This window comes from Mucilaginibacter sp. P5_A4 (genome assembly GCF_056400605.1).
Window position 1 is genome coordinate 70,902 of sequence record NZ_JBFUKX010000014.1, and the last position, 22,959, is coordinate 93,860.

21 protein-coding genes are annotated in these 22,959 nt (G+C 41.5%); 19 read left to right on the forward strand and 2 right to left on the reverse strand.

What is annotated here, in order from left to right:
• Window positions 1-97 precede the first annotated feature (97 nt).
• From AC1DQW_RS11025 to AC1DQW_RS11085, 13 genes are all read left to right on the forward strand, one after another.
• A complete protein-coding gene (locus tag AC1DQW_RS11025; protein ID WP_477454134.1) occupies window positions 98-694 on the forward strand; it encodes a TetR/AcrR family transcriptional regulator in 597 nt (198 codons plus the stop codon).
• Window positions 695-813: 119 nt separating this feature from the next.
• Window positions 814-1,551: an SDR family oxidoreductase gene (locus AC1DQW_RS11030; RefSeq protein WP_477454135.1), complete on the forward strand. Its 738-nt coding sequence runs from the start codon at window positions 814-816 to the stop codon at window positions 1,549-1,551.
• 262 nt (window positions 1,552-1,813) lie between these two features.
• A complete protein-coding gene (locus tag AC1DQW_RS11035; RefSeq protein WP_477454136.1) occupies window positions 1,814-2,338 on the forward strand; it encodes a hypothetical protein in 525 nt (174 codons plus the stop codon).
• Window positions 2,339-2,641: 303 nt separating this feature from the next.
• Entirely contained in the window at window positions 2,642-3,247 is a 606-nt protein-coding gene (locus tag AC1DQW_RS11040) for a GIN domain-containing protein (RefSeq protein ID WP_477454137.1), read from the forward strand.
• Window positions 3,248-3,371: 124 nt separating this feature from the next.
• Window positions 3,372-4,094, forward strand: coding sequence for a head GIN domain-containing protein (locus AC1DQW_RS11045; RefSeq protein WP_477454138.1), 723 nt, complete (start codon window positions 3,372-3,374; stop codon window positions 4,092-4,094).
• Window positions 4,095-4,134: 40 nt separating this feature from the next.
• Window positions 4,135-5,112 (forward strand): c-type cytochrome, encoded by a 978-nt coding sequence (locus AC1DQW_RS11050; RefSeq protein WP_477454139.1) that lies wholly within the window; start codon window positions 4,135-4,137, stop codon window positions 5,110-5,112.
• A 114-nt stretch (window positions 5,113-5,226) separates the two neighbouring features.
• The gene (gene tig / locus AC1DQW_RS11055; protein ID WP_477454140.1) at window positions 5,227-6,582 is read left to right on the forward strand and encodes a trigger factor; all 1,356 of its coding nucleotides are present in this window, start codon (window positions 5,227-5,229) and stop codon (window positions 6,580-6,582) included.
• Between the two features lie 407 nt (window positions 6,583-6,989).
• Window positions 6,990-7,721 carry an ATP-dependent Clp protease proteolytic subunit gene (locus AC1DQW_RS11060; RefSeq protein ID WP_477416391.1) on the forward strand — a complete coding sequence of 244 codons (732 nt, stop codon included), beginning with the start codon at window positions 6,990-6,992 and terminating at the stop codon, window positions 7,719-7,721.
• 150 nt (window positions 7,722-7,871) lie between these two features.
• Window positions 7,872-9,110: an ATP-dependent Clp protease ATP-binding subunit ClpX gene (clpX, locus tag AC1DQW_RS11065; RefSeq protein WP_477454141.1), complete on the forward strand. Its 1,239-nt coding sequence runs from the start codon at window positions 7,872-7,874 to the stop codon at window positions 9,108-9,110.
• 142 nt (window positions 9,111-9,252) lie between these two features.
• Complete coding sequence (locus AC1DQW_RS11070; protein WP_477407711.1) at window positions 9,253-10,107, forward strand: AMP nucleosidase; 855 nt, start codon at window positions 9,253-9,255, stop codon at window positions 10,105-10,107.
• 121 nt (window positions 10,108-10,228) lie between these two features.
• Entirely contained in the window at window positions 10,229-10,846 is a 618-nt protein-coding gene (gene recR / locus AC1DQW_RS11075; RefSeq protein ID WP_477454142.1) for a recombination mediator RecR, read from the forward strand.
• Between the two features lie 3 nt (window positions 10,847-10,849).
• Window positions 10,850-11,683 (forward strand): glycosyltransferase family 2 protein, encoded by an 834-nt coding sequence (locus tag AC1DQW_RS11080; RefSeq protein ID WP_477454143.1) that lies wholly within the window; start codon window positions 10,850-10,852, stop codon window positions 11,681-11,683.
• The gene (locus tag AC1DQW_RS11085) at window positions 11,670-12,485 is read left to right on the forward strand and encodes an SDR family oxidoreductase (RefSeq protein WP_477454144.1); all 816 of its coding nucleotides are present in this window, start codon (window positions 11,670-11,672) and stop codon (window positions 12,483-12,485) included. The genes AC1DQW_RS11080 and AC1DQW_RS11085 overlap by 14 nt, the downstream gene beginning before the upstream one ends.
• A 45-nt stretch (window positions 12,486-12,530) precedes the next feature.
• On the opposite strand, the gene AC1DQW_RS11090 is transcribed toward AC1DQW_RS11085, so the two are convergent.
• Window positions 12,531-13,475 carry an ion channel gene (locus AC1DQW_RS11090; RefSeq protein ID WP_477416401.1) on the reverse strand — a complete coding sequence of 315 codons (945 nt, stop codon included), beginning with the start codon at window positions 13,473-13,475 and terminating at the stop codon, window positions 12,531-12,533.
• A gap of 401 nt (window positions 13,476-13,876) precedes the next feature.
• Here AC1DQW_RS11090 and trpD point away from each other — a divergent pair, with 401 nt between their 5' ends.
• The 4 genes from trpD (at window position 13,877) to trpA (ending at window position 17,554) form a co-directional block, all read left to right on the forward strand.
• Window positions 13,877-14,866, forward strand: a complete 990-nt coding sequence (gene trpD, locus AC1DQW_RS11095) for an anthranilate phosphoribosyltransferase (RefSeq protein WP_477454145.1) — start codon at window positions 13,877-13,879, stop codon at window positions 14,864-14,866.
• A gap of 2 nt (window positions 14,867-14,868) precedes the next feature.
• Complete coding sequence (locus tag AC1DQW_RS11100) at window positions 14,869-15,513, forward strand: phosphoribosylanthranilate isomerase (RefSeq protein ID WP_477454146.1); 645 nt, start codon at window positions 14,869-14,871, stop codon at window positions 15,511-15,513.
• A complete protein-coding gene (gene trpB, locus AC1DQW_RS11105) occupies window positions 15,497-16,678 on the forward strand; it encodes a tryptophan synthase subunit beta (RefSeq protein ID WP_477454147.1) in 1,182 nt (393 codons plus the stop codon). Before AC1DQW_RS11100 ends, trpB begins: the two co-directional genes overlap by 17 nt.
• Window positions 16,679-16,783: 105 nt before the next feature.
• On the forward strand, window positions 16,784-17,554 hold the full coding sequence (gene trpA, locus AC1DQW_RS11110; RefSeq protein WP_477454148.1) for a tryptophan synthase subunit alpha: 771 nt from the start codon (window positions 16,784-16,786) through the stop codon (window positions 17,552-17,554).
• 466 nt (window positions 17,555-18,020) lie between these two features.
• On the opposite strand, the gene AC1DQW_RS11115 is transcribed toward trpA, so the two are convergent.
• Window positions 18,021-19,982 carry a M1 family metallopeptidase gene (locus AC1DQW_RS11115; RefSeq protein ID WP_477454149.1) on the reverse strand — a complete coding sequence of 654 codons (1,962 nt, stop codon included), beginning with the start codon at window positions 19,980-19,982 and terminating at the stop codon, window positions 18,021-18,023.
• A gap of 412 nt (window positions 19,983-20,394) precedes the next feature.
• Here AC1DQW_RS11115 and AC1DQW_RS11120 point away from each other — a divergent pair, with 412 nt between their 5' ends.
• The gene (locus AC1DQW_RS11120; RefSeq protein ID WP_477454150.1) at window positions 20,395-22,404 is read left to right on the forward strand and encodes a thioredoxin domain-containing protein; all 2,010 of its coding nucleotides are present in this window, start codon (window positions 20,395-20,397) and stop codon (window positions 22,402-22,404) included.
• A 26-nt stretch (window positions 22,405-22,430) separates the two neighbouring features.
• Window positions 22,431-22,928 carry an FKBP-type peptidyl-prolyl cis-trans isomerase gene (locus AC1DQW_RS11125; RefSeq protein ID WP_477402912.1) on the forward strand — a complete coding sequence of 166 codons (498 nt, stop codon included), beginning with the start codon at window positions 22,431-22,433 and terminating at the stop codon, window positions 22,926-22,928.
• Window positions 22,929-22,959: the final 31 nt, after the last annotated feature.

Sequence of the window (22,959 nt, forward strand, 5' to 3'; positions counted from 1 at the left end):
GCTTTCTTCATCCCAATGTCACAACAAAAAGAACTTTGGAAAATAATTTCATTTTTAGACTTTTTGGTCTATTTTTGTTCTGTTAATCAATAACACAATGAGCAAAGCAGAAAGAACCAGGCAATTTATCATAGAGCAGGCTGCACCTATCTTTAACCAAAAGGGTATTGCCGGTACTACTATTGATGACATCCTGGCTGCTACTAAAATGGCAAAGGGTGGCCTGTATGGTCACTTTAAAAGCAAGAACGAAATTGCCGCCGTAATGGTTGATTACCTGCTGACTAAGTTGACAGACAACGTAAATTTGGTAATGGCAAAAGAAAAAACCGCCATAAAAAAGCTTTTGGCCGTTATTGATATTTACAAGGATCCAATTAACTCCTATATAACGGGTGGTTGTCCGGTATTAAACTTTGGTGTAGAGTGCGATGATACCAACCAGGACATTAAACAAAAAATTAAAGCGATTATTGAGGGTGGCCAGCAAGGTTTTATCAGCGTAATTAAACAAGGGGTTGCGGATAAAGAATTGTCGCCTGAAATTAATGCCGAAGAATTTGCATTAAAGATCTTCGCTATGCTGGAAGGCGGCATGGTTATGTCAAGGGTTACCGGTAATACAAAATACATGCATACGCTCATAAAAATGTTGAAGGCTGATTTGAAAAGCTACCAATTAAAGTATGCGTAGCAGTGATATGCTTCAGGTCGGGAACGGCCTTTTTTTAATTATTAAAAACGACCAAAAAGTCTAAAAAAACAAAACACAATAAAGTAATCATTTAACACAACATCATTTAATAAAATATCATGTCAACTAAAAAAGTAGCCTTAATAACAGGCGCAAACCGCGGTTTAGGATTAGAAACTGCCAAACAATTAGGAGAAAAAGGAATAACCGTGATTGTAGCCGCGCGCCAGATTAGCGCTGCCGAAGCAGCAGCAGCCCAGCTTACAGCCCAGGGAATTGAGGCATATGGCATTCAACTGGATGTTACCAATGCCGATGACAGAGCAGCCGCAGCTGCCTATATCGAAAATAAATTTGGTAAGCTGGATATTCTGGTGAACAATGCAGGTGTTGGCCCCAAAGAGTCAGCGTTTGTAAAGAAGAACGTAGAAACCACCGCAGATGAATTTCAATATGTTTTTGAAACCAACTTTTTCAGCGTTGTTTACTTCACTAATACCTTGTTACCGTTATTGAAGAAAAGTGAGGGCGGCCGTATTGTTAACTTATCAAGTATATTGGGCTCGCTCACCGTTCACTCTATTCCTAACGGCCCTATAGATGCAGCCAAGAGGTTATCGTACAATGCCTCAAAAACAGCTTTAAACGTATTTACAGTGCATTTAGCACAGGAACTTACAGGTACAAATATTAAAGTAAACTCGGTACACCCGGGCTGGGTTAAAACAGAAATAGGTACAGAACATGCCCCAATGGAAATTCCGGATGGTGCAAAAACCAGCGTAGAAATGGCATTGGTTGGCGAAGATGGCCCCAGCGGTAAGTTTTACCACCTGGGCGAAGAGTTGCCCTGGTAAATAAAAGAACTATAGTAAATAAAAGAGGAAGTTGCTTTTAAACAACGCCCTCTTTTATTTATCCATCTGTTATATCAAAAATTGAGTTTTTTGTTATGTATTAGGAAATGCATTTTAGCTCAATTAATATGAGGCAGATTAAGCGAGCTAAAACAGACAGGGGAAAGTCCTTCCGGTATAAAAAAGACATCCGAAAAGTAAAAAGGATACCAATAGTTAAATTTATACAATTTTAACATGGGATGCTTTTATAGTATTGCGCATGCATTTACCTATAAAGCTATACAAACCTTATATAATCATTATAATCTTCATTTTAGGAGCCGCTAAAATCAGCCATGCACAGCAACCGGCAAATTATCCTAAAATTACGGGTTACTTTAGTGTTTTAAATCCTGTTGCAACCTGGAATAAAGATGGGGTCACCAGCAATTTTTCTGACGTCTACACCATTGCCTTTCCCTTTGGAGTTAATATTTTAAAAAGCGACCGCTTTGGTGTGAGCTTTGAGATTGCGCCTGCAATCCGCACAGAAAAAAATATATCAAAAGTAAATTCTGTTTTATTTCATCCGGGCGCCATGTTTCGGTTTAAACATGGCTTTACCTTTATTGGCCGTATGGCTTTTGAAACAAATGGCCGTTTTGGGTTTACACCGGTTTTTAACCAGGTGGTTTTTAAGGGTAAGGATGCCGGTTTTTTTGTATCGGTGCCCTTGCCGGTAAGGTTTGGCAATAACCTGCCGGCTTCTGTAACTACCGGCCTGCAATTGGGTGTAACTTTTTAAGCAGATCTTTAATAAACAATTCCCAGGTTAAGGGTCAGTTCAGCGCTATTCTTCTAAATTATAACAGAAACTTTTGTTTTCGGGTAGCTGTATGCTCATAAAACAGCTATAGTTATATTATTGCGCCCTCTCCTCCAAAAATAATCCCGCCATTCACCGATGATTTCACCCCGTTCGCCGAGGAAAACAGGGGGTACGTCTAATTCGCCCAAAATGCCTGTAACGTTTTAAAAACGGGGGCGTCTTATTGGTGTATTTAAAAATATAACAATACAATTACTTGACAATCAAAATATTAATATCATGAAAACAAAATTATTTACCATCGCTGCTTCATTAATTTTAGTAACCGGTTTATCAAACTCAACTTTCGCATCTACAAAAAATACTAAAATTGTTGCTACCGTTTTAACCGATGTAAGCAATATCAACAAGATCGAGATCCGCGGTAATGTGGAGCTTTATGTATCTGCCGGCACAACCGACCAGGTTAAGGTTTACAATAAATACTATGCCGAAGGCGCATTGGTACAAAGCTCAAAAGGTGTATTACGCATTGCATCATATACCAAAGAAAAACTGGTAGTTTGGGTAACAGCAAATGACCTGCATGCCATCAGCGCTTATGACAATGCCGAAGTTAAATCATTTGGTAACTTATCTGCTATTGACCTGGAAGTTAATCTGCACAACAATGCAACTGCTAAATTGAAACTTGAAACTTACAATACCAATGTTAACGTAAGCGACAATGCTAAAATTGAGCTTAGCGGTACAGCTACTATGTATACCTTAAACCACAACTTACAATCAAGTGTAAACAACAATAACTTTGTTGCCGATACATACAATGATAAAGTAACCAATGGTACAATAGCTAAAAACGAGAATGATTTAGCGGTCCTTTAATTATAAAACCAGCTTTTGCAAAAGTCCATCATATATTTTGAAAAGCTATCGCTCAAATGCGGTAGCTTTTTTTATTTTTGATGTAACTTCCTGTTTATAAACAGCGTCTAAAAAAAGAAATACTATGAAAAAGCTTGGTTTAAATATTGCAGCGGTTGTTGCTATCGCATTGGTAAGTATACTTTCATCATGCCGTTTCAGGTGTGTGCATGGCTCTGGTAATATTACTACCGAAAACCGTAAGGCCAATGAATTTACCAAACTGGATATTTCTGGTGAATTTAAAGTTAATTTAAAACAGGATAGTTCATTAACCATCAGCATTACGGGCGATGATAACCTGCTTAAATATGTATCAACATCTGTTGAAGGGAACCAGTTAACCATTAAATCTAAAAAGAATTTCTGCAAAGAAGATAGTATCGTGGTTAACGTAGGGATCCGTCATCTAAAAGAAATTGGTGCATCGGGCGCGGTAACTGTCTCTTCAATCGGTAAAATAAATACCGGCGATATTAAGTTTGACCTGTCGGGCGCTACCAGGATAAACCTTGATCTGAACGCCGCCAATGTAATAACCGAAGGCAGTGGCATGAGCGAACTGAATTTAACCGGGCAGGCAGCATCACATCATGTAGAATCAAGCGGGGTATCTAAAATCAATGCCTTTGATTTTGTGGTTGGCGATTATGTGATCAAAACCTCGGGAGTAAGCCATTGCCGGATCAACGTATTAAAAACATTAAATATACACTCAAGCGGTGCTGCCGATATTGATTATAAGGGTTCACCATCAACAGTAAATAACGATAAATCAGGAGCATCAACTGTAAAAAAGGTTGATTGATGTAGCCCGAAAGTAAAAACCTTAGCCTTATAACCTTATCATGAAAAAGTTTTTAAAGTATACAGCTTACGTTGTAGTAGCTGTAATTTTAATTGTAATTGGCGGCGTATCGTATATTACGCTGGCCCTGCCAAATGTTGGCGACCCCGCTAATATTAAAGTAGATGCCACCCCGCAGCGTATTGAGCGGGGCGAGTACCTGGCCAACCATGTAACCTTATGTATGGATTGCCACTCCACCCGCGACTGGACTAAATTTGCCGGCCCTATGATAACGGGTACCGAAGGCAAAGGCGGCGAAAAGTTTGATGCCAGTGTAGGTTTTCCGGGCAATGTAGAAGTGCCCAACATTACACCATACCATTTAGGTAACTGGACCGATGGTGAGCTCTTTCGCGCTATTACAACCGGTGTTAAAAGGGATGGTTCGGCTATATTCCCGCTGATGCCATGGCCAAGCTATTCAAAAATGAGCAGGGAGGATGTGTATAGTGTTATTGCCTACCTGCGCAGTCTTAAACCTATCGAAACAAATTATCCTGAGGGTAAACTTGATTTTCCGTTAAATGTACTGGTACATACCATGCCGCAAAAGGCAACATTGGGTATTGTACCCAGCGAAAAAGATACCCTTAAGTACGGCGAATACCTGGTAACCATTGCAGCCTGTAAAGATTGCCATAGCCAGGTAAACCAGGGTAAAATAATAGCCGGGCTTGAATTTGCCGGTGGGAGGGAGTTTACTATACCCGGATCAGGGATTGTACGGTCGGACAATATAACGGCGGATAAAGCTACAGGTATTGGTTCATGGACCAAGGAACAATTTGTAAGCCGTTTTAAGCTATATGCTGATAGTGCCAAAAAAATGGTTAGTGTAAAATCGGGTGAATTTCAATCAATTATGCCTTGGTATAAGTACGCGGGGATGAAAACCGGCGATCTGGAAGCAATATATGCGTATGTTAAAACTATTAAGCCGGTTAAAAATCAGGTTGTGAAATTTATGGCGAAGTAAATGGACGTTTAAATTAAAAATAAATTCATACTTTTGCGCCTCGAAATTTGTATAGTCCGCAATTGATTTTCGGTCTACGGTTTCAATAGATCAATTAAAATACCCGGTAGAAAGATGAATATTACACAGGAAAAAGTAGATGCCCTGAATGCTGTTGTTAAGATCAACATCAACCCCGAAGATTATCAGCCACGCGTTGATAAAGCGATAAAGGAAAACGCAAAAAAAGCAAAATTGCCGGGTTTTCGCCCGGGTATGGTGCCAGCATCACATATAAAAAGAATGTACGGTAAAAGCATATTGGTTGATGAGATCAATAACTTATTACAAGATACTTTAACCAATTACATAGACGAGCAGAAGCTGCAGGTATTAGGTCAGCCGCTACCTAAGCTTGATAACGAAAAGGAATATAACTGGGATTTTAACGATGATTTTGAATTTAACTATGAGCTGGGCTTAGCTCCTGAGTTTAATATCGACTTTTCATCAAAAGATAAAGTTACCCAATATGTGATCAAAGTTGATGAGGAAACATTGGCTTCACGTATCAAAAATATTCGCCGCAGTTATGGCAAAATGACAAATCCTGACGTATCGGCAGATGATGACGTGCTTTACAGCGAATTGGTTCAGCTTTCTCCGGATGGTAGTGTTTTTGAGGGTGGGATAAGCAATACCGCATCTGTGCGTTTAGACCAGATCAAGGATGAAACCATTAAAGCTTCGTTGATTGGCCTTAAAAAAGGTGATGTATTAACGTTTGATATTCAGAAAGCTTATGATAACGATGCAGCTAAGGTTGCTGGGTTATTAAAGATAGAAGAAGATGAAGCGGCTGATTTAAAATCAAGCTTTCAGTTAACTGTTAAAAACGTTAACCGTTTAGAGGAAGGTGATTTGAACCAGGAGTTCTTTGACAAATTATTTGGTGAAGGTGTAGTAACAACCGAAGCGGAATTTACAGCTAAAATTACCGAAGAGCTTGAAACAATGATGGTACAGGATTCTGAACGCAAATTGCAGGATGATATCTACAAAGTAAGCATTGCTAAAGTTGACTTTAATTTACCTGACGAATTTTTAAAACGCTGGTTAAAAGCTACCAATGAAAAACTGACTGCAGAAGAACTGGAAGGTGGTTATAATGATTTTGCTCAAAACCTTAAATGGACGTTGATTGAAAATAAAATAATTACTGATAACAAAATCGAACTTAAGTACGATGAAGTTTTCGCTTTGGCTAAACAACGTTTAGATCAGCAATTCAGAATGTACAGCCCGCAACCGATCCCCGAAGATCAGTTAGCGCAGTACACTGTTCAATACCTGCAAAACAAAGAGAATGCTAATAAAATATTTGAAGAAGTAAAAGCATTAAGAGTATTTGACTTTATTAAAGGTGTGATCACTTTGGATAAACAAGATATCCTGTTTACCGATTTCAATAAATTGGTTTCTGAAAAATAAGCCGCTCTAAATCTCCGCTGCCGGTTGGCGGAGAGATGTTAAGAAGCGATATATAATTTACCAAAAGCAACTCACAAGGTTGCTTTTGGTGTATAATAGCATATTGCATAAAAAGCACTCATAAAAAACGCGTCATTGCGAGGTACGAAGCAATCCCAAACTATGCAGATCGGATTTGCAAAGCTACTCTGTAGGCGGGGATTGTTTCGTGCCTCGCAATGACGGTAGAGTAAGGTCACTTCACTAATAAAATAGCCTTTCAAAGCCCTCTCCTTTAGAGGAGGTAGCATGAGGCTAAATAATTTTTACTTTATACAAACTATCTTTTTAAAATTGTATTCAACTAAAAACTATATTTATCGCGGGTAAAAAAGCCTGCACACCTAAAATTAATATACACAAAAACCATGAGTAGTAACATCGATAAAAACGAATTCAGAAATTACGCTGTTAAACACCACCGGATTAACAGCATCTACGTAGATAAATTTATTTCGAACGTTGAGCGCAGCAATATGCCAAGCGGTATTGCAACCCTGCCAACCGGCATGACCCCTTATATTATAGAGGAACGCCAGCTTAACGTAGCTCAGATGGACGTGTTCTCGCGCCTGATGATGGACCGCATTATTTTCCTGGGTGATGCTATTTATGAAAATATTGCAAACATTATCCAGGCTCAATTGCTGTTCCTTCAATCGGCTGATAGTAAACGCGATATCCAGATCTATATCAATTCACCCGGAGGTTCGGTTTATGCTGGTTTAGGTATTTATGATACCATGCAGTTCATATCAAATGATGTAGCAACAATTTGTACTGGTATGGCCGCTTCAATGGCTGCCGTATTATTATGCGCAGGTACCGAAGGTAAAAGGGCGGCATTACCGCATGCAAGGGTAATGATCCACCAGCCATCAGGCGGTGCACAAGGTCAGCAATCAGATATTGAGATCACTTATCATGAGATCACTAAACTGAAAAAAGAATTGTACCAGATAATTGCCGATCATAGCGGCGCATCATACGAAAAAGTTTGGGAAGCATCAGACCGTGATTACTGGATGATAGCCGAAGAAGCCAAAGAATTTGGTATGGTAGATGAAATTTTAAAGGGAAGCAAAGGAAAAAAAGTATAAGTGAGAAGTGAAAGGTAAGTCGTAAATAGTGAGTGGTACGAATGGAAGTTAATATTTTTAATCTTTTCGCCACTCACTACTTGCTATTCACCATTCACTACTTTGATTTCTCAGTCCTATTAACTAATTTTGATCAAGTAAAGGAATCAGATGAATAAAAACAGTAAGGAAATCAGGTGCTCATTTTGTGGCGCCGGTAAACAGGATTCCCTGATGTTGATTGCAGGGCTCGACGCTCATATCTGTGATAAGTGCGTTAACCAGGCTAATGAAATATTAGCTGAGGAGTTAAAGGTGCGTAAAGTAAAAGCCTCGCCTTTGGCCCCGGCTTTGCTTAAACCATACGAGATCAAAACTCACCTCGATCAATATGTTATTGGTCAGGACGATGCCAAAAAGATATTATCAGTAGCCGTATATAATCACTACAAGCGCCTTAATCAACGTATTGACAAGGATGAGGTTGAGATTGAAAAATCAAACATCATAATGGTTGGCGAAACAGGTACGGGTAAAACCCTGCTTGCGAAAACGCTTGCCAAAGTACTTAATGTGCCGTTTTGTATTTGTGATGCTACAGTATTAACCGAAGCCGGTTATGTAGGCGAGGATGTTGAAAGTATCCTTACCCGTTTATTGCAGGCCGCCGACTATGATGTAACCCTTGCCGAAAAAGGCATTGTTTATATTGATGAGGTTGATAAAATTGCCCGCAAAAGCGATAACGCCAGCATCACCCGTGATGTATCCGGCGAAGGGGTACAACAGGCATTGTTAAAAATACTGGAAGGTACTATGGTTAACGTACCACCACAAGGTGGCCGTAAGCACCCCGATCAGAAAATGATTACTGTTAATACCAGTAATATACTATTTATTTGCGGTGGAGCCTTTGACGGTATCGACCGTAAAATAGCGAACCGTCTGCGTACCCAAACAGTTGGTTACAAATTAAAGCGCGATGATGGCGAGGTAGATATGAAAAACCTGTACAAATACATCACCCCGCAGGATTTGAAATCATTTGGCTTAATACCAGAACTGATTGGCAGGTTACCAATATTAACTTATTTAAATCCGCTTGACAGGACTGCCCTGCGTAACATATTAACCGAGCCTAAAAATTCATTGTTGAAACAATACAAAAAACTGTTTGAATATGAGGGCGTAAAGCTTGATTTTGAAGATGAGGTGCTAGAGTTTATTGTTGATAAGGCAATGGAATTTAAGCTGGGAGCAAGGGGTTTACGTTCGATATGTGAAGCCATTATGATTGATGCGATGTTTGAGTTCCCATCAAAAAAAGATGTGAAACGCCTGCACATTACATTGGATTATGCTCACGAGAAATTTGAAAAATCAGATCTGAAAAAATTAAAAGTAGCTTAACCTACCGGTAAAAATCGATAGCTATCTTTATTAAAATAAATGCAGACCCTGGTGCAACGCCGGGGTTTGTTGTATAAGCAGAAATTTTCAACAGGCAGCTTCAGGGCTGCCATTGGAGATTAAAAGCAAAAATATTACGCATATGAACGAAGAATTAAATGTTAAAAAAAATCCTACCGATGCAGCGGTAGTAAAAGAAGTAGGCTCACCGGTAAAATCGGGGTTAAAAACCAAGGATGCCATTGTTGCCAACTGGTTACCGCGTTATACCGGCCGGCCGCTGGAAGCCTTTGGTGATTATATTATATTAACCAATTTTTCTAAATACATACAGCTGTTTTCGCAATGGAACGATAATGCGCCTATTATGGGCCTGGAGAAACCAATGCAAAGCGTTACTGCCAATGGTATTACCATCATTAACTTTGGAATGGGAAGCTCGGTTGCAGCAACCGTGATGGACTTGCTTACGGCCATTCATCCCAAAGCGGTTATATTTTTAGGCAAATGCGGCGGCCTTAAAAAGAAGAACAACGTAGGCGACCTTATCCTGCCTATAGCGGCCATCAGGGGCGAAGGAACATCAAACGATTACCTGCCGCCGGAAGTGCCTGCATTGCCATCATTTGCCCTGCAGAAAGCCATCTCAACCACCATTCGCGATTTCTCACGCGATTATTGGACCGGTACCTGCTACACCACCAACCGCCGCGTTTGGGAACATGATAAAGTGTTTAAAAAATATTTGAAGGATCTACGCGCCATGGCCGTTGATATGGAAACTGCCACCATTTTCACTACCGGTTTCGCCAACAAGATTCCAACCGGTGCATTGCTGCTGGTATCAGATCAGCCGATGATTCCCGAAGGTGTAAAAACCGCCGAAAGTGACTCAACCGTAACCGAGCAATATGTAGAAACACATCTGAAAATTGGTATCGAATCGTTAAAGCAACTGATCAATAATGGCTTAACTGTTAAGCACCTGAAGTTTTAAGGTTTTTGAATGGTTGATTAGTGGAGAGGTTGAAAAGATTGGCTGTCATTAACCTAACCTAATCTATTCTTTCAGACTTCCCCGACTTTCGGACTTCCTTACTTATTATTAACTTCGCAAAATGAATTTTTCGTCCAAGTTGCTGGAGAATGCTGTAGCCGAGTTTGCTAAACTACCGGGTGTGGGCCAAAAAACCGCTCTTCGGCTGGTGTTGCACCTGCTAAACCAGGATAAACCGGATGTTGAGCAGTTTAGCACTGCTATAAGCAAGCTCCGTAATGAAATTCAGTTTTGCTCTGTTTGTCATAATATATCCGATAATGCTGTTTGCGAGATCTGCTCATCACACAAACGCGATCACAGCCTCATTTGCGTGGTTGAGGATACCCGGGATGTAATGGCCATTGAAAATACCAACCAATATAATGGGATTTATCACGTACTTGGAGGTTTAATATCCCCAATGGATGGGGTAGGGCCTTCGGACCTGCAGGTTGATACTTTGGTAGAGCGCTTAAAAAACAACGAAACCAAAGAAATCATTTTTGCCCTTAGCGCTACCATGGAGGGTGATACCACATTGTTTTATCTTCATAAAAGAGTAAAATCTTTCAATATTACCATATCAACTATAGCCCGTGGCATAGCCTTTGGGGGTGAATTGGAGTACGTAGATGAGATCACCTTAGGGCGATCCATTGCTACACGTGTTCCGTATGAAAATTCCTTGTCAAAGTAAGATATGAAACTATCCGTAATAGTTGTAAACCACAATGCCTGTGCAATGCTCAGGATTGCCCTTAATTCGTTAATGGAGGCTGTTACGGGCGTTGAAAACGAGGTTTTTGTGATCGACAACGCATCTGCGGATAAATCTGTAGATATGATTAAAAATGAGTTTCCTGGTGTTAAGGTAATAACTAACGCCCGCAACGAGGGTATTGCAAAGGCCTGTAACCAGGGTATTAAACAAACTACAGGTGAGTATATTTTAGTGGTCAGTGCGGATACAATTACAGGCAAAAAGACCATTGAGAAGTCGCTGCAATTTATGGATATGCATTTAGATGCCGGCGGTTTGGGCGTGCGTATGATAACGCCCGATGGCAGGTTCCTGAAAGAATCTAAACACGGTTTCACCAGGCCATGGGAAGTGTTTTTTAAGCTTACAGGTTTGGCCAGGCATTTTTCAAAATCGCGTTTAACAGATGTACAACATAAGGATTGGGTAGAGGAATTTCAAACATCAGAAACTGATGTGGTGAATGGCGCTTTTATGCTGATGCGTAAAGAAGCTATTAATCAAACCGGGCTGTTTGATGAACGCTTTCGTACTTATGGTTATGATATCGACCTGAGCTATCGTATAAGGCTTGCCGGGTTTAAAAACTACTATTTCCCCAAAACATATATCATTAACTTCAACAGTAAAGGTAGTATGAAATTTAGCTGGAGTTACCTTAAGGAATTTTATGGTGCGATGATTATCTTCGCGACCAAATATTTATTTAAGGTGCCCGAAATTAAAGTGGAGGGCTTACCGCAGCTATTCCCTTCTGCTTATGAAGTTAAATGATAAAGTTATAGTTATTACCGGGGCATCATCCGGCATCGGAAAATCATTGGCTATTGAATGTGCTAAACGGGGAGCCATCGTTGTATTGGCGGCCCGCCAGTATGTTACCCTTTGCGTTATTACACAGGATATAGAAAGGCGATATCAAACAAAGGCCTTAGCCATACAATGTGATGTAACCATTGAAGACGACTGCGCTCAGCTCATCAAACAAACCCTTACAACTTTTGGTAAAATAGACGTACTGATAAATAATGCAGGTATAACCATGCGAGCGTTGTTTAAGGATGTGGATTTGAAAGTACTCAAATCTATCATGGATGTTAATTTTTGGGGAACAGTGTACTGCACAAAATACGCCCTGCCCGAAATTACCAAAACCAAAGGAAGTATTGTAGGCGTATCATCCATAGCAGGCTATAAAGGTTTGCCGGGCCGGATAGGTTATTCCGCGTCAAAATTTGCTGTGAATGGTTTTTTGGATGCTTTAAGGGTCGAGAACCTTAAAACCGGCGTACATATATTAACTGCCTGCCCGGGTTTTACGGCATCAAACATCCGCAATACAGCGCTTAATAAAGAGGGGGTAGAGCAAAGAGAAAGTACCCTGGAAGAAGATAAAATGATGACATCTGACCAGGTTGCTAAAATTATTGTTGCTGGTATTGAAAGCCGCTCCCGCACCCTTGTTATGACCTTGCAGGGGAAACTTACAGTGCTGTTAAGTAAACTGTTACCCGCTTTTTTAGATAAAATGGTGTACAATGTTTTTACAAAGGAAAAGAATCCGCTTTTGAGATAGCTTATGCGTCTTCAGAAAAATATAAAAGCAATAAGCACCAATTAACTATTGAACCACTTCATATTCACTTATCTTACTCAAATCCAAAATCGCCTGGCCATCTTCATTCCTGTGGAACACGGGCTTAAATTTAGCACCCCAAACTATATCCGAGTATATGTATGACGTACGTGAGTGCACGGTTTGAGAGAATGTATCATCAAAGGTTTTAAGAATAACCGATAAGCTGGCCTGGTTGGTTTCAAGTTCTTCCGGGGTCATATCTTTTAGGGGGCTGTTTTCGTCAAGCGGGTGTACTACCGTCCAGTTCAGGGTTAAAATACTTACATACTTCCTTTCCAGTTCAAGCTGGAAAAACTTGCGGATCACCTTGCCGTTCACTTCCTCGTTGTAGCCAAAAACAACTTCCATTTCCAGGTCAATCAATATATTGCGTCTTAAATTGGCCAGCCTGAACATCAGTCCCCTGCCATTATCACGATAAGGAGCTATCAGCACATTATTGCTATACAATATTTTGGCCGATGGACGGGAGAAACGCCCGTAAAGCAAACCGGTTGCCAAGGCAAAAGCCAGTAAGCCCATCATCGATTCAAATGCTGCTACACTGTTTGCAGCCATTCCCAGGGGGCTGATGTGCCCGTAACCAACCGTTGAAATGGTTTGTGCCGAAAAAAAGAAGGCATCCATAAAATGGTCAAAATAAGTTGTACCGCTTTTACCGTCAAGACTATCAGTGCCCAGCGAAACATATATGAATGCAAAAAACAGGTTAGCTGTTAAATATCCGCTTAAAACTATCGCCCAAAACTTACTCCAGCTCATGGTAATAAGCGAGTGATAGTTATTTGAGGTACTGAAAAATGGCAGCCCGGTGCGTTTTACGTTAATAGAACCATCCTTATTAATAACCGGCTGGCTTTTTACAACAGGCTGCGTGCCAAAGCCAAGATCATCCTCGGGGTTTATTTTTTCTTTATGTATCGCCATTTTGATTAATTAGTGAATTGCTGATTTAGTGAATTATTGAATTTTGATTCGCTGAAATATAGGCTGATCTTTTACCCAATCACTAATTCAATAATTCTGCAACTCACCAATTGCCTCCGGTAAATTTATCATTCTGTTTGTTTTTATAAAAACTATTTCCATATTTGTGGCATAAATGAAAATAAACGCAATAAACAATAACTGGTGGTGGCTTAACGAGTAATCGTAAGGCAATTCCGTTTTTTGTTTTTTAACATAATATTCAGAAGGGTTGCCATACGGTAACCCTTTTTTTTTAGTCCACCGGCCTCCGTTAACCGCCGGGGAGTATAAATCAGGATGGCAAATAATAGTAACGACGCAAATCAAAATTCCCCTGTAGGGGCTTAGGGAGCGAGCATATGAAACAGATACTTAATCATCTTTTTGAACATAAAACCTTCAGCAGGGAGCAGTCGAAAGAAATTTTGATGAACATTGCACAGGGTAAATATAATAACTCGCAAATGGCTGCCTTCATGACGGCCTATTGCATGCGCAGCATAACCGTTAACGAGCTGGAAGGCTTTCGCGATGCCATGCTGGAGCTTTGCCTGCCCATTAACCTGGAAACCGATGAGCTGATAGACCTTTGCGGTACAGGCGGCGATGGGAAGGATACATTTAATATATCAACCCTTGCATCGTTTGTCGTAGCGGGTGCCGGTTATAAAGTGGCCAAACACGGTAACTATGGGGTATCTTCGGGTTGTGGTTCATCAAACGTGATGGAATGTCTTGGTTATCAGTTCACTAATGATGCCGATAAGTTGAAAAGAGGAATTGATAAGGCAAATATTTGCTTTTTGCATGCCCCCTTGTTTCACCCGGCTATGAAAACGGTTGCACCTATCCGCAAAGAGCTGGCTGTAAAAACGTTTTTTAATATGCTGGGGCCGTTGGTTAATCCGGCAAAGCCTGGTAATCAGCTTGTTGGTGTATTTAACCTGGAGCTGGCCCGTGTGTATGCATATCTTTACCAAAAATCAACCACCAAATACACTATAGTAAATGCTTTGGAAGGTTACGATGAGGTATCGCTCACCTGCGATTTTAAAACATTCTCGGCCGATGGCGAAAAGATACATAGTGTTGAAAGTTTAGGTTTTGAAAAACTAAACCCTACTGATATTGCCGGTGGTGATACCGTAAGTGCCTCAGCAGCAATATTTAGCAATGTGCTTAACGGGAAAGGCACCACAGCGCAAAATAACGTGGTGTTATCAAACGCGGCGCTGGCTATCAAAACCATCGGCCCCGAAAAAACTTTTGCCGATTGTTTTTATGAGGCCGAAGAAGCTTTACTCACCAGGAAGGCGCTAAACAGTTTCAATGTCTTATTGCAGAACTAAGCATGAAAATAAAAGTTTGTGGTTTAAAAGATCCCGAAAATATTGAAGCCGTAGCCGCCTTAAAGCCGGACTATCTGGGCTTTATCTGTTACGGACCTTCGCCGCGATATATTGCTCAATTATCTGCAGAAAAATTAAAAAAAATCGAGAAAAATATTAAAAAAACAGGGGTTTTTGTAAACGAAATTGAGGAAAATATTAATAAAATGATTGATGCCTATAATTTTGACGTAATACAACTGCATGGCGACGAAACGCCGGAGTTTTGCGAAAATTTTAAGAACAGGGTTACCGTGTTTAAAGCTTTTGGCCTGGATGAAAATTTTGATTTCGGCAAGCTTAATAATTATGTAAACAAAGTAGATTATTTTCTGTTCGATACCAAAACCGCCGCTTATGGTGGTTCGGGAAAAACCTTCAACTGGGGTATGCTGAATAATTATAAACTGGATGTACCCTTCTTCTTATCGGGCGGGATAAGCCTTGATAACCTGGACGAGATAAAAAAGATAAGTCACCCGCAGTTTTATGGGGTTGACCTGAACAGCCGTTTTGAAACGGCGCCTGGTGTAAAAAACATCAGTAAACTGGAACAAGCATTTGAGATCATCAAAAAACAAAATATTAACGATGAAGTACGGAGTTAACGAACATGGTTATTACGGCGATTTTGGCGGCGCCTACATCCCCGAAATGCTGTACCCAAACGTGGAGGAACTAAGACAGCAATACCTCAGCATCATTAACGATGCGGATTTCAAAGCTGAATTTGACGACCTGCTGAAAAATTATGTAGGCCGGCCTTCGCCATTATATCATGCCAAAAGATATTCGGAAAAGTATGGCGCCAACATATTTTTTAAACGGGAGGACCTTAACCATACCGGTTCGCATAAAATTAATAACGCCATCGGGCAGATCCTGCTGGCCAAGCGCCTTGGCAAAAAACGCATCATAGCCGAAACCGGCGCCGGGCAGCATGGTGTGGCCACCGCTACAGTTTGCGCCCTGATGGGTATAGAGTGTGTAGTTTACATGGGCGAGATCGACATGGCCCGCCAGGCTCCTAATGTATCGCGCATGAAAATGCTGGGCGCTACGGTGAGGCCGGCTTCATCGGGCAGTAAAACGCTTAAGGATGCAACCAACGAGGCCCTGCGCGATTGGATTGGTAACCCTGTTGATACACATTACATTATTGGTTCGGTTGTTGGGCCGTACCCGTACCCGGATATGGTGGCCCGTTTTCAATCGGTTATATCCGAAGAAACAAAAAAACAGTTGCTGGAGCAAACCGGGAATGATCTGCCGCAATATGTAATGGCCTGCGTGGGCGGCGGTAGTAATGCAATGGGGATGTTCTATCATTTTTTAGATGATGAGCAGGTAAAACTCATTGCGGTTGAAGCAGCCGGCAAAGGTGTTGATAGCGGCCACTCAGCAGCTACTACTTTTTTAGGTCATGAAGGTGTGCTGCATGGTAGTCGTACCATATTGATGCAAACACCGGATGGGCAGGTTATTGAGCCGTATTCCATTTCGGCGGGATTGGATTATCCGGGTATTGGTCCGCAGCACGCGCATTTGTATAAAATAAACCGTGCACAATATACCAGCATTACCGATGATGAAGCTTTGCAGGCGGGTTTACTTTGTTCGCAAATGGAGGGCATTATCCCTGCCATTGAAACGGCACATGCCTTGGCACAGTTAGAGAAAATGACATTTAAGGCCGATGATACCGTAGTGATCTGTATATCGGGCAGGGGAGATAAGGATTTGGATACGTATATAAAATATTTTAATTTCTAAAATGGTCTGAACCGGAATTCTCAGAATTAATGAATTTACAGAATTTTAAAACTCGTGTAATTCTACAAATTCGATAAATTCCGGTTCAGACAAATAAACCGCATAATGAACCGCTTAAACCAGCTTTTTACATCAAAAAAGGATAACCTGTTATCCATATACTATACAGCCGGGTATCCTGCTTTAAATACTACGGTAGCTATTGCCGAAGCTTTGGAAAATGCCGGGGCCGATTTCCTGGAAATAGGTTTCCCATACTCGGATCCCGTTGCAGACGGACCTACCATTCAGCACAGTTCTGAACTGGCCCTGGAAAATGGGATGACCCTGAACAAGTTATTTGAGGAGTTAACTGAGCTGAGAAAAAGGGTAACAATCCCTATTTTGCTGATGGGGTATTTTAACCCTATTGTACAATATGGTATCGAGCGTTTTTGTAAAAAGGCTGCGGAGCTGGGTGTTGATGGTGTTATAGTGCCCGATTTGCCCATGTACGAGTACGAAGAGATGTATTCATCCTGCTTTATTGATAATAACCTGAGCAATATATTCCTGGTAACTCCTCAAACATCAGAAGACCGCATCCGCAAGATTGATAACCTGAGCAACAGCTTTATTTACCTGCTGTCGTCATCATCCATAACCGGTGGCGACCTGAAACTGACCAACAGTATTGAAGATTACTATAAACGCATAAAAGCCATGGACCTTAAAAATCCAACCATCATAGGCTTTGGCATTTCGGACAATAATACCTTTAAACAGGCCTGCGCCTATGCAAATGGCGCCATTGTAGGCAGCAAGTTTGTAAAACTTTTAGCCGAAGAAGGGTATATGGAAAAAATTCCTGGGTTTATTAAAGCGATAAGGGGGTAAGTATAGGCAATGACGGATCTTAAGAATGACGTACCTCACCTTACAAGCTGCTTAAAAACGGTTCAACATAAGTCTTATAGCGGATAAACTTATGCTCCTGAAATTTTAATGCGTTTGCCCTGTTCATATCTCCGGTTGCGTTGTGAATCGAAATATTTTGACATAACTTGCCATTGGCTATCGCTTAAATTGCCTGGATAATTTGTCATACTAATTGCGTTTGTGGTTATTCTCAATTAGTATTTATTCAGCCATAAAGCAATGGCCTTTTTATCCACTTCTCAACACATACACTTTTCTTTTATTCATTTTTAAACAGCTTCTAAGAGAATTATAAACAACAAAAAAATAGCGATGAGCCTAAAACACCCATCGCTATTTAAAATTCTCACTACTCACTACTCACTACTCACTACTCACTACTCACTACTCACTACTCGCTACTCACTACTCACTACTCACTAAATTACTCCCCGTAATAAACGTTGTTTTTCAAATTAATATCCGGTAGCTCATGCTCAGGATCAATCACCATCGATTTAATTTTTGAAGTTGATGGATATTTAAACGTCCATACACCGCCGCGTTGCCATACATTTACAGGTAAATGTATGGTTTCGGTTTTTCCGTTGGCCTGGGTGATTTTCAGATCAACGGGCATAGCCATTTTTTCGTTATTGGTGATGGTGATCAGCGCGCCTTTGTCTGCTTTATCATCTACGTATTTAACGTTGGTAATTGCCTGGTCAAGCTTCCAGGTGGTGGTAAACCATGCTTTCCAAAACCAGTTAAGGTCTTCGCCGCTGGCATCGTTCATGGCGCGGAACAGGTCGTAAGGTAATGGGTGTTTAAATGCCCAGTTTTTAATGTACTCATGGAAAGCATAATCAAAACGCTCGGGACCTAATACTACGTTGCGCAGCATATCCATGCCTAAAGCGGTTTTTACGTAATACTGACCATAATCATTCAAGCCAATAGCCTCGGGGGCTGTCATCAAAGGGTCGTTGCTGTGGCGAAACATACCCAAAATACGCTGAGCCATTTTAGTAGTATCGTTATACTCGCCTTTATTGAATTGCTGGCTGGCATATTCATTAATAAAGGTGTTAAAACCTTCATCCATCCACATGTATTTGCGCTCGTTTGATCCTACTATCATCGGGAACCAGTTGTGGCCTATCTCATGTGTCACATCGCCCCAAAGCTGTCCTTTTTTAAGGTTGTTTAAGCAAAATATAGCTCCCGGATATTCCATGCCCAAAGCCACGCCCGATACATTTACTGCAGAATTCCATGGGTATTCAAAATAAGCTTTGGAGTATATCTCCATACTGTTTTTCAGGTACTCGGTTGAGCGGCCCCAGCTATCAGCACCAGCGCTTTCAACCGGGTAGGCCGACATGGCAATACCTTTACGGCCCGATGGGAAATTAACCATTGCAGCATCCCAGATGAATGCATTTGAGGCTCCAAAAGCAACATCACGACTGTTCAGCATTTTATAATGCCAGGTAAGGCAGCCTTTAAACGGACGGGTTGCCGCTTTGCCAACTTCGTTCCGTTTAATCAGCATTACGGTTTTATCGCTGTTTTTAGCTTCGGCCATGCGGGCTAATTGCGCGGGCGATAATACATCCTCCGGGTTTTGCAGATCGCCAGAACCAACTACCACCATATTGGCAGGTGCGGTTATGTAGTAATCAAAATCGCCGTATTCGCAATAAAATTCACCAAGGCCCATATAGGGTAGGGTGTTCCAGCCTTCAACATCGTCATAAACACACATGCGGGGGTACCATTGGGCAATTTCGTAAACATAGCCTTGTTTAAACTTCTTGCGTCCCATACGGTCGGCTCCATAAAACGGAATTGCGAAATCATAATTGATCTTCACGTTTATCTTTTCGCCTTTACCATCCATTGGCGCGTTCAGGCGCAGCTGCATACGAGCGTCAGTTATTACCGGGGTTACTTTATAGGTTTGACCTTTGTAAGTAACCTCAACCGAACCTATGTGATAGCCGCCACGATTAAAGCCGCGCACATCAAAGCGGTCGCCAGTAACCGGGGTAACTGCTGCTCCGCGCGAATCGGGTTTAAATAAGTTTTGATCCAATTGCAGCCACAGGTAGTCTAATTGATCGGGGCTGTTATTGGTATAGGTGATGGTAACCTCACCAGTGATGGTAGTATCCTTGCCCTCGTTAAGACTGGCTTTGATCTGGTAGTCGGCACGGTTTTGCCAGTAGGTTGGCGAAGGTTTGCCACTGTTTGAGCGTGTTCCCTGCCCGGTAACCGGCCAGGTAATGGGGCCGAATGATTCCTGGTGATTATACTTAATGGAGTCGATTTGTGCCGATGCCGGGCCTGCGATAGCAAACAAGCCGCCAACGCATAAAATGTTGATCAGTTTTAAATAGCGCATTTTGTCAGTCAATAATAAAAACCGCAAATAAAGGGAATTAATTTGTGAAGTTGGCAATATGAGCGCTCTGAGGATGCAGATATTTGTGATTAATAGGTTTTTATGGAGTTGTAATGGGAATGTTACGTGAAGGAAATAAACTACGTAGCGATGTGTTAAGAAAACGACGATTCGATTTTCCATCGTTATGGACTATAAATTTCATTTTAGATACTGAAGCAGGAAGGCCATCGGTTTATAAATATTTGCTGCCGTAATTGTCCTTGATTATTTTTTAAGTATTTAAGGAAAGTCTTCCCCTTTGGAGAGGATTTAGGTGAGGCTATGTAAAACTTTTCCAATAAATCCAACTTTACCTTACAGGTACAATTATATTCGCACATTGCATTTATAACGCAATACATCATCAGTTATGAACAGTCTCGCAAATTCTACATCGCCCTATTTGTTGCAGCATGCCAATAATCCTGTAAACTGGTTCCCCTGGGGTAAGGAGGCACTGGATAAGGCCAAAGCCGAAAACAAGCTGATATTGGTAAGCATCGGTTACTCGGCCTGCCATTGGTGCCATGTAATGGAGCATGAAAGCTTTGAAGATGAAGCCGTGGCCACGGTAATGAACGAATTTTTTGTTTGCATTAAGGTAGACAGGGAAGAGCGTCCAGACGTAGACCAGATTTATATGAGTGCCGTACAACTGATGAGCGGCAGGGGTGGCTGGCCGTTAAACTGTATTTGCCTGCCCGATCAAAGACCCATTTATGGGGGTACCTATTTTCGCAAAAACGATTGGACATCGCTATTGTTTAACCTGGCCGATTTCTTCAAGCAAAAACCCGAAGAAGCCGAGGAATATGCCGTACGATTGACTGAGGGCATCCAGAAATATGAATCGATACAGTTTATAGCCGAACAGCCCGACTATACCAAAGAAGATTTAAAGCTGATAGCCGATAACTGGAAACGTTATTTTGATAAACAGGAAGGTGGTACCGGCAATGCGCCCAAATTCCCGATGCCTAATAACTGGCAACTGCTGATGCGTTATGCACACCTGGTGCATGACGAGGAGATTGCCAAACAGGTAAAACTCACATTGCATAAAATGGCTTATGGAGGTATTTATGACCATGTGGGTGGCGGTTTTGCCCGTTACTCGGTTGATGGCAGGTGGCACGTACCGCACTTTGAAAAAATGTTGTATGATAATGCCCAGCTCATTAGCCTGTATGCAGAAGCCTACACCTGGCAGCCGGATGAACTTTACGCGCAGGTGGTTGACGAGATCATTCATTTTGCTACCAAAGAGCTTACTTCACCCGATTTTGGCTTTTACTCGGCACTTGATGCTGATAGCGAAGGAGTAGAAGGCAAGTTCTACATCTTTACTAAAACAGAGATAGAAGAGATCCTGGGCGATGATGCCGACCTGTTTTGTATTTACTATCATATCACCGAAGACGGCAACTGGGAAGAGGAACAGTCCAATGTGCTTTTTCGCAAAGAAACTGATAAGCAATTGGCCGAAAAATTAGGCTTAGGTGTTGATGATCTGTTATCACAAGTAAAAGCATCCCGAAAAAAAGTTTTTGAGGTCCGCAGGCACCGCATCAGGCCCGGCCTTGATAACAAGATATTAGCATCTTGGAACGGTTTGATGCTGAAAGGATTGTGCGATGCTTACCGCGCGTTGGATAAACCTGGGTACCTGGAGCTTGCTTTAAAGAACGCTGATTTTATTGTAAATAATCTTTTAGGTCAAAATGGCAGGCTATCACGGATTTACGGCAGCACTACGGTGAATGGTGTCCCGGTGGCATTTTTAGATGATTATGCCAATATCATTGACGGCTTAATTGCCCTGTACGAGGTTACTTTCAACGAAGACTGGCTGCAGCATGCAAAAGCCCTTGCAGATATAGCTATTGCCCATTATTACGATGAGCAGAACGGTATTTTCTTTTATACAGCAGATGATGATGAGCAGCTGATAGCCCGCAAATCTGAGATTATGGATGGTGTTACACCGGCCAGTAATTCGGTAATGGCACGCAACCTTAAAAAATTAGGCCTGCTTTTTGATAACGAAAACTATGCAGCGGTTTCGGCGCAGCTGTTACGCAACATAATGCCACAGCTGGCAAAATATGGTACGGCTTATTCAAACTGGACTATGTTATTGCTTGATGAAGTGTTTGGTATATATGAAGTTGCGGTAACTGGCCCCGAAGCTGAACCTGTAAGAAAGGAACTTGAAAATAATTACATCCCAAATAAAATAATCTTGGGCGGTACAAAAGGAAGTTTACCTTTGTTACAGGATAAGTTTGGTAAATCAACACAAATATTTGTTTGTAAAGATAAAACCTGCGGATTACCTGCTAATAACACGGCCGAGGCATTAAAACAAATGCAAGCCTGATTGCTTATTTATAAAAATACTTTACAATGAAGATTGAACCACAACACGTAGTGTCATTAACTTACGATTTGTATGTTGACCAGGATGGTACCGAAACCTTAACGGAAAGTGCCACAGAAGAACAACCTTTAACCTTTTTGTTTGGTGCCGGCCAGATGCTGCCCAAATTTGAAGAAAATTTAAGCACCCTATCAACCGGAGATGCTTATGAATTTCGCTTGTCGGCCGAAGATGCTTATGGCGAATATGATGAAGAAGCAGTAGCCAACCTGCCTAAGGAAATGTTCCAGGGAACTGAAGTTCCTGAAATTGGCAGCATTTTACCTTTACAGGATAACAATGGCAACCGTTTCCAGGCCCAGGTAGTATCTGTTGCCGAAGATGCGGTGATAGTTGACCTTAACCACCCTATGGCCGGCCAGGAACTTCACTTTAAAGGCAGTATCCTTAACGTACGCCCCGCCACACCAGAAGAATTATCACACGGCCACGCGCATGGTCCGGATGGTCACCACGCTCACTAATAGCCCCCTCTAAATCTCCCCCTGAAGGGGG

Coding starts and splice junctions, on each gene's coding strand:
- AC1DQW_RS11125 (WP_477402912.1), top strand. CDS start 22,431: ATGAAGATTGAACCACAACACGTAGTGTCATTAACTTACGATTTGTAT.
- AC1DQW_RS11025 (WP_477454134.1), top strand. CDS start 98: ATGAGCAAAGCAGAAAGAACCAGGCAATTTATCATAGAGCAGGCTGCA.
- AC1DQW_RS11035 (WP_477454136.1), top strand. CDS start 1,814: ATGCATTTACCTATAAAGCTATACAAACCTTATATAATCATTATAATC.
- clpX (WP_477454141.1), top strand. CDS start 7,872: ATGAATAAAAACAGTAAGGAAATCAGGTGCTCATTTTGTGGCGCCGGT.
- AC1DQW_RS11030 (WP_477454135.1), top strand. CDS start 814: ATGTCAACTAAAAAAGTAGCCTTAATAACAGGCGCAAACCGCGGTTTA.
- trpA (WP_477454148.1), top strand. CDS start 16,784: ATGAACCGCTTAAACCAGCTTTTTACATCAAAAAAGGATAACCTGTTA.
- AC1DQW_RS11080 (WP_477454143.1), top strand. CDS start 10,850: ATGAAACTATCCGTAATAGTTGTAAACCACAATGCCTGTGCAATGCTC.
- AC1DQW_RS11045 (WP_477454138.1), top strand. CDS start 3,372: ATGAAAAAGCTTGGTTTAAATATTGCAGCGGTTGTTGCTATCGCATTG.
- AC1DQW_RS11070 (WP_477407711.1), top strand. CDS start 9,253: ATGAACGAAGAATTAAATGTTAAAAAAAATCCTACCGATGCAGCGGTA.
- trpD (WP_477454145.1), top strand. CDS start 13,877: ATGAAACAGATACTTAATCATCTTTTTGAACATAAAACCTTCAGCAGG.
- AC1DQW_RS11120 (WP_477454150.1), top strand. CDS start 20,395: ATGAACAGTCTCGCAAATTCTACATCGCCCTATTTGTTGCAGCATGCC.
- AC1DQW_RS11050 (WP_477454139.1), top strand. CDS start 4,135: ATGAAAAAGTTTTTAAAGTATACAGCTTACGTTGTAGTAGCTGTAATT.
- AC1DQW_RS11115 (WP_477454149.1), bottom strand. CDS start 19,982: ATGCGCTATTTAAAACTGATCAACATTTTATGCGTTGGCGGCTTGTTT.
- AC1DQW_RS11040 (WP_477454137.1), top strand. CDS start 2,642: ATGAAAACAAAATTATTTACCATCGCTGCTTCATTAATTTTAGTAACC.
- AC1DQW_RS11085 (WP_477454144.1), top strand. CDS start 11,670: ATGAAGTTAAATGATAAAGTTATAGTTATTACCGGGGCATCATCCGGC.
- AC1DQW_RS11100 (WP_477454146.1), top strand. CDS start 14,869: ATGAAAATAAAAGTTTGTGGTTTAAAAGATCCCGAAAATATTGAAGCC.
- AC1DQW_RS11090 (WP_477416401.1), bottom strand. CDS start 13,475: ATGGCGATACATAAAGAAAAAATAAACCCCGAGGATGATCTTGGCTTT.
- trpB (WP_477454147.1), top strand. CDS start 15,497: ATGAAGTACGGAGTTAACGAACATGGTTATTACGGCGATTTTGGCGGC.
- tig (WP_477454140.1), top strand. CDS start 5,227: ATGAATATTACACAGGAAAAAGTAGATGCCCTGAATGCTGTTGTTAAG.
- recR (WP_477454142.1), top strand. CDS start 10,229: ATGAATTTTTCGTCCAAGTTGCTGGAGAATGCTGTAGCCGAGTTTGCT.
- AC1DQW_RS11060 (WP_477416391.1), top strand. CDS start 6,990: ATGAGTAGTAACATCGATAAAAACGAATTCAGAAATTACGCTGTTAAA.